Source organism: Rubricoccus marinus (assembly GCF_002257665.1).
In the GTDB taxonomy this organism is placed as follows: Bacteria; Bacteroidota; Rhodothermia; order Rhodothermales; family Rubricoccaceae; genus Rubricoccus; species Rubricoccus marinus.
On record NZ_MQWB01000001.1, the window covers coordinates 3,173,119 to 3,186,172 of the forward strand.

14 protein-coding genes (1 of these 14 cut by a window edge) are annotated in these 13,054 nt (G+C 66.5%); 7 read left to right on the top strand and 7 right to left on the bottom strand.

The window, feature by feature from the left end; all coding sequences use genetic code 11:
• Positions 1-602, top strand: the 3' portion of a protein-coding gene (locus BSZ36_RS13410) for a PASTA domain-containing protein (RefSeq protein WP_094549792.1). 163 nt of this gene lie to the left of the window's left edge; 602 of the gene's 765 nt are visible here — the last part of the coding sequence; its start codon lies beyond the left edge, outside the window; it ends in the stop codon at positions 600-602.
• Positions 603-646: 44 nt separating this feature from the next.
• Here BSZ36_RS13410 and pyrR read toward each other — a convergent pair whose 3' ends face one another.
• The 5 genes from pyrR to tmk all read right to left on the bottom strand — a co-directional run bounded on the left by pyrR (position 647) and on the right by tmk (position 4,001).
• Positions 647-1,147: a bifunctional pyr operon transcriptional regulator/uracil phosphoribosyltransferase PyrR gene (pyrR, locus tag BSZ36_RS13415; protein ID WP_094549794.1), complete on the bottom strand. Its 501-nt coding sequence runs from the start codon at positions 1,145-1,147 to the stop codon at positions 647-649.
• Positions 1,148-1,168: 21 nt separating this feature from the next.
• Positions 1,169-1,960: a PhzF family phenazine biosynthesis protein gene (locus tag BSZ36_RS13420; protein WP_094549796.1), complete on the bottom strand. Its 792-nt coding sequence runs from the start codon at positions 1,958-1,960 to the stop codon at positions 1,169-1,171.
• Positions 1,961-2,041: 81 nt separating this feature from the next.
• Positions 2,042-2,539 (bottom strand): Fur family transcriptional regulator, encoded by a 498-nt coding sequence (locus BSZ36_RS13425; protein ID WP_094549798.1) that lies wholly within the window; start codon positions 2,537-2,539, stop codon positions 2,042-2,044.
• Positions 2,540-3,352, bottom strand: a complete 813-nt coding sequence (locus tag BSZ36_RS13430) for a metallophosphoesterase (protein ID WP_218827668.1) — start codon at positions 3,350-3,352, stop codon at positions 2,540-2,542. It abuts the gene before it with no gap.
• A 43-nt stretch (positions 3,353-3,395) separates the two neighbouring features.
• Positions 3,396-4,001 (bottom strand): dTMP kinase, encoded by a 606-nt coding sequence (gene tmk, locus BSZ36_RS13435; RefSeq protein WP_094549802.1) that lies wholly within the window; start codon positions 3,999-4,001, stop codon positions 3,396-3,398.
• 178 nt (positions 4,002-4,179) lie between these two features.
• Here tmk and BSZ36_RS13440 point away from each other — a divergent pair, with 178 nt between their 5' ends.
• The 6 genes from BSZ36_RS13440 to BSZ36_RS13465 all read left to right on the top strand — a co-directional run bounded on the left by BSZ36_RS13440 (position 4,180) and on the right by BSZ36_RS13465 (position 11,028).
• On the top strand, positions 4,180-5,622 hold the full coding sequence (locus BSZ36_RS13440; protein WP_094549804.1) for a tetratricopeptide repeat protein: 1,443 nt from the start codon (positions 4,180-4,182) through the stop codon (positions 5,620-5,622).
• Between the two features lie 68 nt (positions 5,623-5,690).
• The gene (aroE, locus tag BSZ36_RS13445) at positions 5,691-6,509 is read left to right on the top strand and encodes a shikimate dehydrogenase (RefSeq protein WP_094549806.1); all 819 of its coding nucleotides are present in this window, start codon (positions 5,691-5,693) and stop codon (positions 6,507-6,509) included.
• A 40-nt stretch (positions 6,510-6,549) separates the two neighbouring features.
• Complete coding sequence (locus BSZ36_RS13450) at positions 6,550-7,242, top strand: purine nucleoside phosphorylase YfiH/LACC1 family protein (RefSeq protein WP_094549808.1); 693 nt, start codon at positions 6,550-6,552, stop codon at positions 7,240-7,242.
• A gap of 155 nt (positions 7,243-7,397) precedes the next feature.
• Positions 7,398-9,200, top strand: coding sequence for a single-stranded-DNA-specific exonuclease RecJ (recJ, locus tag BSZ36_RS13455; protein ID WP_094549810.1), 1,803 nt, complete (start codon positions 7,398-7,400; stop codon positions 9,198-9,200).
• Between the two features lie 265 nt (positions 9,201-9,465).
• Positions 9,466-10,179, top strand: coding sequence for a ferritin-like domain-containing protein (locus BSZ36_RS13460; RefSeq protein WP_094549812.1), 714 nt, complete (start codon positions 9,466-9,468; stop codon positions 10,177-10,179).
• A gap of 42 nt (positions 10,180-10,221) precedes the next feature.
• Positions 10,222-11,028 carry a ferritin-like domain-containing protein gene (locus BSZ36_RS13465; RefSeq protein ID WP_094549814.1) on the top strand — a complete coding sequence of 269 codons (807 nt, stop codon included), beginning with the start codon at positions 10,222-10,224 and terminating at the stop codon, positions 11,026-11,028.
• 117 nt (positions 11,029-11,145) lie between these two features.
• Here BSZ36_RS13465 and BSZ36_RS13470 read toward each other — a convergent pair whose 3' ends face one another.
• Positions 11,146-11,361: a hypervirulence associated TUDOR domain-containing protein gene (locus tag BSZ36_RS13470; RefSeq protein ID WP_094549816.1), complete on the bottom strand. Its 216-nt coding sequence runs from the start codon at positions 11,359-11,361 to the stop codon at positions 11,146-11,148.
• A 122-nt stretch (positions 11,362-11,483) separates the two neighbouring features.
• The gene (locus tag BSZ36_RS13475) at positions 11,484-13,040 is read right to left on the bottom strand and encodes a S8 family serine peptidase (RefSeq protein WP_094549819.1); all 1,557 of its coding nucleotides are present in this window, start codon (positions 13,038-13,040) and stop codon (positions 11,484-11,486) included.
• Between the last annotated feature and the right edge of the window lie 14 nt (positions 13,041-13,054).

Genomic DNA, 13,054 nt, shown 5'->3' on the forward strand with positions numbered 1-13,054 from the left:
TCATGGTACCCGACGTCCGCGAGATGAGCGAGGGGCAAGCGGAAAGCGCCCTCCGCGCTGCCGGGCTTGGCGCGGAGATGCGCGAACAGCCATTCAATCCCAACCTCGCCGCTGATATCGTGGTGGAGCAGACGCCTGACCCGAGCACGATGGTCAAACCTGGCCGGCGCGTGTATTACTACGTCAACGCTAGTCCAAAGGAGTTGGCGGTGACGCCAGAGGTTGTCTCCATGGCAGAAGGGGTTGCTCGCACTCGGCTAGAAGAAGCGGGCCTGATCGTCAGCCGAGTCGAGAGCGACACGGTCCGCACTCCATTCCGGAATACCGTTACCCGTCAGACGCCCCCTGCTGGAAGGCAAGTCCCCAAAGGCACGCGTGTGACTCTGTGGTTGAGCCCGGGCCCTGGCACCGCGAGCGTCAGGGTGCCGAACGTGGTGGGCAACACGCCAGAGGAGGCCAAAGAGATCATCCGGCGCGCGGGGCTCTGGGTGGACTCGCCGAATGCAACCGGCGACCGTGTGCGTTCGCAACAGCCGGAGGAGGGATCCACCCTTCGGGAGGGTGAGGAAGTCCGCATCTCGACGAGCCCGAGCGGCGGTTGAGCCTCTGGCGAGCCCATGGAGCGAGTAGCCTCTGGCGCCAGAGGCTACTCCTCTAAATAGACGGCCTGCTCTTCGGTGTCGACAACGACTCTCTCGCGGTGCTTGGTCGGGATCCGGCGCCCGACGAAGTCAGGTTGGATGGGGACTTCGCGGTGGCCTCGGTCGATGAGGACGGCGAGTTGAATGGACCGGGGGCGGCCGTGGCTGACCACGGCATCGAGGGCAGCTCGCGCGGTGCGGCCCGTAAAGAGGACGTCATCCACGATGAGGACATCCCGGCCGCTGGCGTCGGGGCCATCGAGCGCCAGAGGCACGGCGTCGGAATCGTCCCGGAAGCCGGTGAGGTCGAGCGCGTGCACGGGGATGGAACGCCCTTCCACGTCTTCGAGGGCGTCAGCGATCATCCTCGCGAGCGCTTTCCCCCGTGTCTTGAGGCCGAACACCAGGAGGGTCTCTGTTCCCCTGTTCTGCTCGCGGACCTCGTACGCGAGACGCGTGACGGTGCGGCGCACGCGGGCGGGGGAAAGGATCTGGGAGCGCGCCATATATAGGAGAGAGATGCAGACTCAGGCGACAAGCTCGCCTTTCAGGATGGTGACCGCGGAGCCGACGAGGAGCACGCGGTCTCCCCGCACGTCCACGGTCACGTTCCCGCCTCTGGCGGAGGCCTGATAGCAACGGACCGTTTGCGTTCCGAGTTGGTCTGCCCAATACGGGCCGATGGCGCAGTGGGCCGATCCCGTCACTGGATCTTCCGGTACACCAGAGCCCGGTGCAAAGAAGCGGGAGACGGCGTCTGTCTCGCCAGAGGCCTGCGCGGTAACGATGACGCCTCTTGCGCCAAGCGCGGCAACGGCGTCATGATTGGGGTCCAGGCCACGAACAGTCGCTTCGTCGGGCGCGACGGCGAATAGATCGAAGCGGGAGCGGCCTTCCCAGACGGGATCGAAGCCGAACACATCGGCGAAGCCAGCGGGGAGCGGTGAGGCTTCTGGCGGCGTGGCGGGAAAGTCCATCGCCAGTTGCCCATCGGGACGGCGCGAGACGTGGAGAGGACCGGAGCGCGTGTGGAACGTGGCGGTGGCCTCTGGCGCGAGAGCGTTAGTTTCGAACAGGACGTGCGCGCTCGCGAGCGTCGCGTGTCCGCAGAGGTCGATCTCGACGGTGGGCGTGAACCACCGGAGATTCCAGGCGCTGTTCTCCTTATAGATAAACGCGGTCTCCGCGTGCCGCATCTCGGCGGCGACCTGCTGCATCCATTGCTCGTCGGCTGGACCACTCAGAAGGCAGACTCCAGCGGGGTTGCCAGCGAAGGCCGTGCTGGTGAAGGCGTCGACGACGTAGATGGGGCGGGGCATCGGATTCGCCAGAGGCTTCTGGCGTGAAGTGCTGCAGGTAGAGACGGTCTGCCAACCCCTGGCATGTGGGGCGCTCCCTGATCAGGAAGCCGCTTCTGTAGCGACGTTTTCGCCAGAGGTATTACGGTTAGGGCATGCCTCGCGGCGGCAATGGCCGTAAACGGTCAGGGCGTGACGAGCGACTTCGAAACCGTACACGTCGGCAACGCTCTCTTGGATCTCCTGGAGGCGTGGATCGCAGAACTCCAAGATCTCGCCGCAGTCGAGACAGATCAGGTGATCGTGTTGCCAGTACGCCCACGCGCGTTCGTACCGCGCCTGGCTCTGCCCCCACTGGTGCTTGGCGGCGAGGTCGCTCTCGATGAGCAGGTCCAGCGTGTTGTAGACGGTCGCTCGGCTCACGCGCACGCCGTCGCTCTTGAGCCGTAGGAAGAGTGTGTCGGCGTCGATGTGGTCAGCAGTGTCGTACAGCGCGTCTAGAACGGCGAACCGTTCAGGCGTGCGGCGCTGGCCGCGCTCCTGTAGGAAGGCGCCGAATCGTTTGCGGACCTCGTCGAGTTGGGATTGGGGGAGCGACATCTATCGTGGGGGAGACCGAAGCGTAAGCACGTGGACCTCTGGCGGCACGCGGAATCGAACAGGGAGGATGCTGGTGCCGACGCCCGTACTTACGAAGAGGTCCCGCCCGTACTCGCGAACGTGGCCGCTGGCGTAGCGCTCCCCATACACCGAGGGGACGATAGGCCTTCCCACCCCGGGCAGCGCGACCTGGCCGCCGTGCGTGTGGCCTGCGATGGTAAGCGCCACGCGGCGAGGCATCTCGGGAAAGACGTCCGGGTTGTGCGTGAACACAAGCGGCGCGGAAGTGGGCGGAACGGCTGAGAGCGCGCGGCCAATGTCGTGCGGCGCTTCCCAGTAGTCACTTACGCCGGCAAGCCAGAGCGTGTCGCCTCTGAAAGGGATCGCGGCCGATGAGTCCTCCAGGACGGTCACGCCAGAGGCCTCGAGAGCACGGATCACCCGCGGGCCGTCTAGCCACCAGTCGTGGTTGCCCAGAACGGCGAACACCCCGAGCCGCGCTTCCAATCCGGAAAGGATCTCGCCCGAGACCTCTGGCGACACGAACCGACCGCCGACCACACCCTGGATGACGAGGTCGCCTGCGATGAGGACGAGATCGGGACGGGCGTCGTTGGTCTCGCGGACGACGCGCGCGAGGCTTTTGGTGCCGTTCCACGGTGAGCCTGTGTGCAGGTCTGCAAGGACCGCAACGCGAAGGCCATCCAGTTCGGACGGCCAGCGCTCTAGTGTCAGCGCCGTCTCGCGCACGCGGAGCGAGGCGGGCTCGAACGCGAAGGCCCAGAGCGCGAGCACAGTCAGCAGCGCAAACACGCCTCTCGCGACGAGACGCCAGCGGCGCTTTGAACGCGACGGACTATGCAAAGGCATCAAGGTCCGCCAGGATCTGCTCGTGCAAGGCCTCTGGCGAGAGCGTGCCGTCGAGCACAACGATGCGCTTAGGTTGCCGGGCGGCAAGGGCGAGGTATGCCATGCGCACGCGCTGGTAGAACGCGTCGCCAGAGGCTTCCATCCGGTCCGCCTGCTCTCCGGCGCGGCGCCTGGAGGCCACCGCCAGAGGCACGTCTATACAATAGGTGCGCGCGGGCGCGAGGCCACCGGTCACGAACCCGTGGAAAGCGTCGAGCCACGCTTCATCCGCCAGGCCGCGGCCGCCACCTTGGTAGGCCGTCGTCGAGTCGTAAAACCGGTCCGCGATCACGGTCTCGCCAGAGGCGAGCGCGGGGCGGATCACCTCTTCTACGAGCTGTGCGCGAGCGGCGGAGAACAAGAGGAGTTCGGCGCGGTCTGCGATGGCGAGCGCAGGATCGAGCAGGAGCGTGCGGACGCGCTCGGGCAGATCCGCGCCCCCGGGCTCGCGTACGCGGCGCACCTGCTGGCCTCTGGCGGCGAGCGCATCGGCTAGAAGCCGTGCTTGCGTGCTTTTTCCGGAACCGTCAATGCCTTCGAACGAGATCAGCACGTGAGCAATGGAAAGCCAAGGAGTTGCGTTTGTGGAACCTCCGCGAGCGGGGCCGTAAGAGGCCTCGAAACCCGCTGCAGCACCCTCGTGGGCATTGCCTCAGGGACACGGCGCCGCCTATACTAGCGCACGCCGACCACCCGGGCATCGGCCCGGATCCCCGCACCAGCCGACGCGCATGTTCGACTACGACGACTTCGACGAGCCCATCGGAGAGGACGGCCTTCAGGATCTCGTTGAGGCGTACGAGCGCTCGCTTTCTGGCGAGGCGCCGTCGTACTTCGACAGCGATGCACTGGAGGGGGTAGCGACGTATTACTTCGAGGCCGGACGCTTCGAGGACGCGCTTGGCGTCGTGGACCACCAGCTTGGGCAGGGCGCGCCGTCTTCGGATACGTGGATGCGGCGTGGCGTTCTGCTCAATCACCTGGAGCGCCACGACGAGGCGCTGGACGCGTACGACCAGTCGCTCGCGCTCAACCCGATCGATACGGAAACGCTGATCAACCGGGGCATCACGCTGGACACGCTCGGCCGCGCCGACGAAGCGCTGGACGACTACGACCGCGCGCTGGACATCGACCCGATGATGGGCGACGCTCACTTCAACCGCGGCATCGCGTTCGAGAAGATGAGCCAGTTCGAGTTGGCCGCCGAGGCCCTCGAAACGTGCGCCGACCGCGACCCGGAGCACCCCGAGGTGTGGTACGAACTGGGGTACTGCTACGACCAGTTGGACCGCTTGGAGGACGCCATCGAGGCGTACGACAAGCAGATCGACATCGACCCGTACGCGCACAACGCGTGGTACAACCGAGGGATCGTACTCAACCGGCTGGGACGCTTCCAGGAGTCCGTGGCGTCCTATGACTACGCGGTCCTGATCCTGGATGACTTTGCCTCGGCCTGGTACAACCGCGGCAACGCCCTCGCGAACGTGGGCGACCCCGCGGGCGCCATCGAGAGCTACCTGAAGGTGCTGGAGTACGAAGACGGCGACGCCGCGACGTACTACAACCTCGGGATCGCCTACGACGAGTTGGGCGATCACAAAACGGCCGCCGACTACTTCCGCCGCGCTATCGCGGACGACGCGACCTACGCGGACGCGCACTACGGCCTGGGCTGCGCGCTGGACGCGCAAGCCGACTACGACGGCGCACTCGCGGCCTTTGCCGAAGCGCTCCGCCTGCAACCGAAGGAGGCCGAGTACTGGCACGCCCGCGCCGACGCGGAGTACAACGCCGGCCGCATCGCGGAGGCGTTGCGCTCCTACAACCGCACCGTCCGCCTCGCCCCGACAAACGTGGACGCGTGGATGGACCTCGCGGAAACGCGCTTGGAAGCCAACCAACCCGCTGAAGCGCTCGCGGCGTACGCCCACGTTCTCCGGCTGGACCCAACCTCGCCAGAGGCCCATTTCCGCCAAGCCGTAGCCCTCGCGACCGTCGGTCAGCGCGAGAGCGCCGCCCGCTCGCTCCGCCGCGCCGCCGAACTCGACCCCGAGCGCGCCGACGAAATGCGCCGCGCCTACCCGGACCTCTGGCGCGACCCGCGGGGAGGAAGCCTTCGGGGAGGCAACCTGCCGGGCCTGCCGGGACTCTCGGAGGACGAGCGGTAGCACAAGGCGTGGCCTCTGGCGGAACGTCTCCGCGCAGACCGGTACAACAGGCCCCTCCCCTCCGCGTCGTGACTGGCCTCGTCGTTTTGCTGGGTGCTCACGTTGAGCACTCCCTCTCCCCCGCCTTGCACAACTCGGCGTTCCGGGCCCAAAACGTGGGCCTCGTCTACGCCGCCTGTTCGGTTTCGCCAGAGGCCCTGACGGACGCCATCCGCGGCTTGCACGCTCTGGGGGCCGCTGGCGCCAACGTCACGATCCCGCACAAACAAGCGGTGTTCGCGATGGCCGAGAGCGTCTCGCCAGAGGCCAAAGCGGTGGGCGCAGCCAACACGCTTGTGCGGACGGAAAGCGGGTGGCACGCGCACAACACCGACGTAGCCGGCTTTCTAGCGCCTTTGGCGGGCACGGACCTCAGCGGCGCGGAGATCACCGTTCTGGGCGCCGGCGGCGCCGCACGGGCGGTTGTGTACGCGCTCCTGACCGCCTTCGCGCCGTCTCGGCTCACGATTGCAAACCGCCGCGTGGGGCAAGCCGAGGCCGTAGCCGACGTGCTTTCCGAATACGACGCCAGAGGCGTGTTGCAAACGGTGCCTCTGGCGGAAGCGCCCTCGGCACAGCTCGTCGTCAACTGCACGCCGCTGGGCATGGTGGGTATGGAAGACCTGACGCCGATCGCTGCTGGCGCGGTGGGTACCGGTCAGATCGCGTACGACTTGGTGTACCGCCCCGCGCAGACGCGTTTTATGCGTGAGGCAGTTGCACACGGCGCCGAGGCGATCGGCGGGCTCCCCATGCTCGTGGGTCAGGCGGCCGAGTCCTACAAACTGTGGACGGGGCGCGACATGCCGACGGACATCGCGCGCCGTGCCGCGCTCGACGCGCTCTAGCCTCTGGCGCCAGAGGCCGTTCCGCTCTCTCCCCTCTTCTATGACCGACGCCATTCTCACGCCTACCGTCTTCGCCGATTTGGACGGCATCGTCGCGGGCTTCACCACGCGAGACTTTTCCCCTGCCGACGAACCACGCGAGGCGACGCGCCAGAGGCTTCGGGACGAGACCGGCTTCCAGGACGTCGCATCCGTAGGCCAGGTCCACCGCGCCGACGTGGTCGCGGTGACCTCTGGCGGGCACACGCCCGAGCACGATGGGCTCGTAACGGATCGCGCCGGGCTGTTGCTCACGACCGTCGCCGCAGATTGCGCGCTCGTGCTCCTGGCTGATCCATCCTCTGGCGTGATCGGCGCCTGCCACAGCGGGTGGCGCGGGACCGTCGCGGGCATCGTGGCGGAGACCGTTGCTCAGATGGAGGCGCTCGGCGCTGACGCCAGAGGCCTCTACGCGTACGTCGCGCCGTGCATCTCAGCCGAGCGCTTCGAGGTGGGCGAGGAGGTCGCGGCGCAGTTCTCGCCGGAGGTCGTCGTGCGCCAGAAAGACTGGCCGCGGCCGCACGTGGACTTGAAAGCGGAATTGTCTCGCCAACTGCGGGCGCTCGGAGTCGCGGAGGCGCAGACGGAGATCGCCAGCGGCTGCACCATGGGCGAGACCGACCGCTTCTACTCCTACCGTGCAGAGGGCGGTACGCCGGGCCGGACGCTGGGCTTTATCGGTCGCCGCGCCTAAGCCTCTGGCGCGAGAGAATGGGGGCGCTGGAGCGCGCCAGAGGCCCATCCCGGCCGAGGCAGATTGCCAAGCGCGGTTGAGCCTGCCTGCTATCTTTGTGGCAGAACAACTATGCGGCCGGGCACCTGTAATCGCGCCCGGTCCCACCCTATCCGATGGATTCAGACGCCACCTCAGGTGACGCGACGACCGCCCCTGCATTACCCGATCCCTCCCCCGGCCTTAGCACAAGCGAATACCGCTGGACCCTCCGCCCCGTCGAGGACGAGGGCCACGTCGAGAGCATCGCGACGCAACTGAACGACTTGCCCGTGCCTCTGGCGCGGTCGCTCGTGCTCCGCGGCGTGGATTCCTTCGAGGGCGCGCGGACGTTTTTCCGGCCCGAGATCTCGCGCCTCCACGACCCGTTCGAGATGCGGGACATGGATCACGCCGCCGACCGCATCATCCGCGCCGTCGAGGAAAAGGAGCACGTCATGGTCTACGGCGACTACGACGTGGACGGGACCACGAGCACGGCGATGCTCCTGACGTTTTTCGAGTCCATCGGGCTCCAGGCGTCTTTCTTTATCCCGAACCGGTTTACGCACGGCTATGGCCTGAGCCGGTTCGGCGTGGACGAGGCCATTGCCAGAGGCGTCTCCCTTATCGTCGCCATCGACTGCGGGATCACGGCTAACGCGGAGGCGGCATACATCCGCCAGCAGGGACTGGACCTCATCATCTGCGATCACCACACCGCAGGCGACGAGCTCCCCGTCGCGACGGCGGTCCTGGACCCGAAGCGTCCCGATTGCGACTACCCGTTCGACGGGCTTAGCGGCTGCGGCGTCGGCTACAAACTCATTCAGGCTGTCCTGGTGCGCATGGGCCTCCCGCCAGAGGACGCGCACACTTATCTGGACCTCGTCGCGGTCTCCACGGCCAGCGACATCGTGCCGATGATCGGGGAGAACCGGATCCTCATGCGCGAGGGGCTGCGTCAACTCTGCGACAACCCACGCCTCGGGCTCGCAGCGCTCGCTCAGCGGGCGGGCCTGGACCTGACGTGCTGTACGTCGTCCAAGATTGTGTTCCAGCTCGGGCCGCGCATCAACGCCGCCGGGCGCATCGCGGATGCGTCCATGGCGGCCGAGCTTCTGGCGTCCACGGACGCCTCCCACGCGCAGCGTCTCGTGGACGAGATCGAAGAGCTCAACCTGCAACGGCGTGAGCTGGACCGCGAGACGCGGGACGAAGCGCTGGAGATCGCAGAGCGCTTGATGCAGGACGATCCCGTCGCCCTCGTGGTGTACAAGGAAGGCTGGCATCCCGGCGTGATCGGCATCACGGCCTCTCGCGTCGCCGAGAAGTTCCACCGGCCTACGATCCTCCTCACCTCGCAGGACGGCCAGACCGCCAAGGGATCGGCGCGGAGCGTCAAGGGCATCTCTATCTACAAAGCCCTCGCTCAGTGCGAGGACCTGCTGGATCGGTTTGGCGGCCACGCCTTCGCGGCGGGCCTCGCGCTTCCCGTTACGAGCATCGAGGCACTTCGCGAGAGGCTTCAACCCGCCGTTGAAGGCGCGCTCGAAGTGGACGGCCTCGTCCCCGAGATCGAACTGGACTCCACGCTCGACCTCCGCGACGTGACGACGCGCTTCTGGCGCGTGCTCCAGCAGTTCGGCCCGCACGGACCGGACAACCTGCGGCCCATCTTCTGGGGCCAGAACCTCCGGATTGTCGGCCAGCCCACCAAGGTGGGGCACGAGAAGCAGCATCTCCGCTTCCGCGTTGCCCAGCTGGACGGGGGACCCACGTTCCCCGTTATCGGCTTCAACCTCGGTGACCGCTACGACGCCGCGCTCGCGAGCATTCGCCGCGGGCGCCCGATGGAGGTCGCGTTCCAGTTGGACGAGAACACGTGGAAGGGCCGCACGACGCTTCAGCTTCGCGCCAAGGACCTACGCCTGAGCTAGCCTCTGGCGCCAGAGGCCTCGGGCGTCGCGCGGCATCCAGTATCGAGGGCTATTCGAGGCGAGGTACGCAGTGCCTCAAGTCTAGCCCAGCATGTGGATAGGCCTCTCTGCTCTGTAGCTGAGAGGAATAGACGTGTAGGAGAGACCCTGAAAGGGGGTGGGTGGGCGAACCAACGCTTATAAGGGACGCGTTGCACTCCCATACGCAGGCACCACACCTGGCTCGCCAGAGGCTGCCACCTTTTCGACCCGCATTTCTTCCTCCATGTCTCAACTCGACCGCCTCACTGCGGACCTCGACGCCGCCCCTACGGGCACGAGCCGCCGCGACTTCTTTCGTCGTGCAGGCTTCGGTCTCGGCGCCGTCGCTGCAGCCTCCGCCCTTCAGGCCTGCGACTCCGTGGACACCACGACGGACGGCGACAGCGTCGTCCTCGACTTCTCCAACGACTTCGGTGTCCTGAACTACGCCTACGCATTGGAGCAGCTCGAAGCCGGCTTTTACGCGACCGTCGTCGGCGCCAGCGGCTTCAGCAACACGTTCTCCTCTGAGGAGCAGAGCATCCTCCGCGATCTCGCCGCTCACGAGGCGATCCACCGCGACTTTTTCGAGGCGGCCATCCGCGGTGCCAACGGAACGCCGATCCCGGACCTGACGCCCAACTTTGACGACATCGACTTCTCCAGCCGCTCCAGCGTGCTCGGGACGGCGCAGGTCTTCGAGGATCTCGGCGTGAGTGCCTACAACGGCGCCGGCCGGTTTATCCAGAGCGACGCGTACCTCACGCTCGCAGGCAAGATTGTCTCTGTAGAAGCACGCCACGCGTCCGTCATCGCGGGCCTGATCACGCCAAACGCCATCGCGAGCAGCGGCCAGATCAACGCTCAGGGACTGGACAAGGCGACCCCGCCGGCTCAGGTCATCGCGGCCGCTTCGGCGTTTATCGACGACACCATCGTCGTCCGTAACGCTTCCTAATCCGGCCCGCTCCCGCTCCGACGACCTCAAGACTTCTATATCATGACTGACTTTCTCCAAGACATCAGCGGATTGGCCGACGCGACCTCCTCGCGTCGCGACGCTCTCCGCAAGGGTGCAGGCATCGGCCTCGCTGCCGCGTTTGCCTCCATCCCGTTCCTCAAGCCGGGCCGCGTAATGGCGCAGTCCACCGAGGGCGATTTCGGCATCCTCAACTACGCGTTAACGCTTGAATACCTCGAGCGCTCGTTCTACCGCCAGGCGATCGCCACCGGTAGCATCCCGAGCAACGTTTCTTCGCTGTTCGATACCATCGAGAACGACGAGACGCAGCACGTGCTCCTTCTCCGCGGCGCGATCAACGCCGCTGGCGGAACGCCCGTACAGTACACAGATAGCGACTTCACGTTCACGCCGTTCCTGAGCAGCTACGCGAACATCCGTACGCTTGCACAGGGTCTCGAAGACACCGGCGTTCGGGCTTACAAGGGCCAGGCTGCTGCCATCACGAGCAAGGACTACCTCACGGTTGCCCTTCAGATCCACTCCGTGGAGGCCCGCCACGCTGCGGCCATCCGCCGCCTCAACGGCAACCAGGGATGGATCCCGAACGCACAGCCCAACGCGCCAGAGGCCATCGCGCCGGTCTACGGTGCAGGGAGCCCCGCTAGCACGTTCCCCTCTGAGGCGAACACGACGCAGGGCGGAATCAACCTCGTCACCGGCCTCAGCGGCTACTCTGCCGAGGAGATCTCCGAGGCGTTCGACGAGCCGCTCGGCATGACGACGGTCCTGGCCATCGCAGGCCAGTTCATCAGCGGCGACGAGGGCGACGGCGACGAGGACTAGTCCTCTCCCGCGTTCCTGACGCTTTACGCGCCCGGTGCCTGTTTTGGCGCCGGGCGCGTTTCTATTGCGGCCTCTGGCGCGGAGCGAGGCGCCAGAGGCCTCGGGCGAGAGCGCGCGCTACGCCTTGCTGAGTTCGCTCTCTGACTTGAGAACGCGGTCGCCGTCTTCCTGCTCAATGAGGTAAGCGGGGTTGTCCTCGGTCGCGTTGCGCGTGACCTCATTGCCTTTGATGGTGCGCGTGACCTCGCTGGTGAACGTCTCTTGGACGGTGCCCTCGGCGGTGCCGGAGCCCCAGTTCCATTCTACGTGGTCGCCTTTGCTGAACTGTGCCATGATCGGAAGGGGGAAAGAGAAAGGGACACCCGCTACCGGATGTCCCTTCTCATCGTTCCGAGTCTGGTGCCTCTGGCGCCAGAGGCCTGAGCCGTCCGCGCCAGGGGCGTGTCCAGAAAGCCTCAGGAGCCGCTGCGCTCCATCGCGAGGCGGATGGCTGCCTCGGCGTTGACGATGCCGCCCGTGACGGAAAGCGTCCCGAAGGAAACGGCCTCACCGCTGCCAGGCTGCGGCGTCATGGTCTCTGCCATCGGCGTGGCGGAGTCCAGCAGGATCTGGCGGACCTCCTCGGCTGAGAGGTCCGGGAAGTAGGACATCACGAGCGCCGCGACGCCAGCCACAACCGGTGCGGCGAAGCTGGTGCCGTTGGCGACCTGCGTCTCCCCGCCAGGGGCCAGCGACTTCACGGCTGCGCCGGGCGCGAACAGGTCCACTTCCTCTTGAGCGTAGTTGGAGAAGCCTGCCGCAAGCGCCTCCATGTCGCTGGAGGACGCGCCGATCTCCATCCACGTCGAAACCAGGTCACCCGTCGTGGTGCGGTCGGTGGGGAAGTTCATGCCGTTGGCGAGGTTCTTGCCGTCGTTGCCAGCGGCGTGAACCAGCAGGACGCCGCGCTCGGCCGCGTACTGCGCGGCCTCATCGACGACGCTCTTGCCGGGGCTGTACGCCTTGCCGAAGCTCATGTTGATGATGCGCGCGCCGTTGTCCACCGCGTAGCGGATCGCGTTGGCGATGTCCTTGTCGTACTCGTCGCCATCGGGCACGGCGCGGACGGCCATGATGCGGACGGGCCCGCCAGAGGCCATGTTGGGCGCGATGCCGTCGATGCCGAACTCGTTGCCGCGGATCGCAGCCACGAGGCCCGCGACGCCGGTCCCGTGGCTCGGGTCGGGGCCGCTGGCGTCCGCGTTGCCGTAGTACCGCTCCGTCATGTTCATCGGGTCATCGCCGACGATGCCGCGCGGGTCGAAGTCGACGTTGAGGTTGTAGTCCAACTGGCTCCGCAGGTAGGTCACGAACCCTTCGAGGTCCTCGAACGAGGCGCCCTGCGACGCGAGGAACGAGAGCATCCGCTTGGCCTGATCCGCTTCGATGTCTCCCCCGACATCGAGCGTGGTGACATCAGCGCGGTCGTAGGTGTCGGGGAAGCGCGCGGTGAGGAGCGAGTCGGCGCCCTTCATCTGCTCATAGACTGGGAAGAGGTTGCCAGCCTGCATGTTGATCTCCGAGACCTTCGCGTCGAGAGCGGTCTCGTAATCAGCGCACTCGGGGTCCGGGACTGCCATCGCGCGGCAGGCCGCTACAAGGCGCGTGATCTCCAAGCGCTCGGCGCCCACGTTCTGGCCGTCGGCACCGCCGAGGAAGCTCCAGCCGTGGATGTCATCGGTGTAGCCGTTGCCGTCGTCGTCAACGCCGTTGCCGGCAATCTCCCCCTCGTTGACCCACATGATGGGCGCGAGGTCGGGGTGCTCCCCGTCCACGCCAGAGTCAATGATGGCGACGATCACGTCGCTGGGCGTTTTGCCCTCGAGAAGCTCGTAAGCGGCGTCCAGCGCGATGCCGGGCGTGCCGCTAGCGGGGTTGGCGAGGTGCCAGTCTTCGGCGGGCTGAGCCCCGGCGGGTTGGGCCGCCAGAGGCAGCGTGAGAAGGGCGAGGGCGAGCGAAAGCGTGAAGCGCATCAGTGCGGAGGAAG